Origin of the sequence: Sphingomonas sp. CCH9-F2 (assembly GCF_001556735.1) — a bacterium.
Lineage (GTDB): Bacteria > Pseudomonadota > Alphaproteobacteria > Sphingomonadales > Sphingomonadaceae > Sphingomonas > Sphingomonas ginsenosidimutans.
In genome coordinates, this window is the sequence record NZ_LSJO01000514.1 from 1 (window position 1) to 842 (window position 842).

Genomic DNA, 842 nt, shown 5'->3' on the forward strand with positions numbered 1-842 from the left:
AGCCGCCGCTGCCGGTCGACGGACGGATCGTCGGCGTAGGGATGGATCACGGTCGCCGAGGTTCGAGCTGTGCGGTCCCGCGACCCGGCCGGCGCGCGCGAATGCGGCAGTATGGACGCCGGAACCCATCCGGCATGACGGGAGGGTCATCGCGCCAGTCATGGCATCGTCGGCAGATGACGGTGCGCATGGAGACAAACGCCGCAGGCAAGAACGACAACGGCCCGCCCGGCGGGTGCCGGACGGGCCGTCGTTCGATCAACGTCGGTCAGGAAGCGATCAGCTGCCCGATTCGAGGTTCACTGCCGCATATTTGCCGCGACGATCGACCTCGATCTCGAAGCTGAGGCGGTCGCCCTCGTTCAGGGTCGGCATCCCCGCACGCTCGACGGCGGAGATGTGGACGAACGCATCAGGCTGCCCGTCGTCGCGCTGGATAAAGCCGAAGCCCTTCATCGCATTGAAGAACTTGACCGTGCCGGTCGCCTTCTCACCGGTCAGCTGACGCTGTGGGGCACCACCGGCACCGCCGGCGCGCGGACCACGATCGCCGCCGCCGAAGCCGCCGTCGCGGGGCGCGCGTTCCTGCACCGCCATCGGCTCGCCGTCGATCTTGAGATCGGTGGCCGAGATGCGGCCGCCGCGATCGACCAAGGTGAAGCCGAGCGGCTGCCCCTCGGCCAGGCCGGTCAGGCCGGCCTGCTCCACGGCGGAAATGTGGACGAACACGTCCTCACCACCGTCGTCGCGGACAATGAAGCCGAAGCCCTTCTGGCCGTTGAAGAACTTGACCACGCCGGTGCCTTCGCCGACGACCTGCGGGGGCATCCCGCGGCCACCGC

1 protein-coding gene is annotated in these 842 nt (G+C 68.8%); it reads right to left on the reverse strand.

Annotated elements, in window-relative coordinates:
* Positions 1-279 precede the first annotated feature (279 nt).
* On the reverse strand, positions 280-842 hold a 563-nt coding region (locus AX685_RS23370; protein ID WP_269450499.1), incomplete at its 5' end, for a cold-shock protein.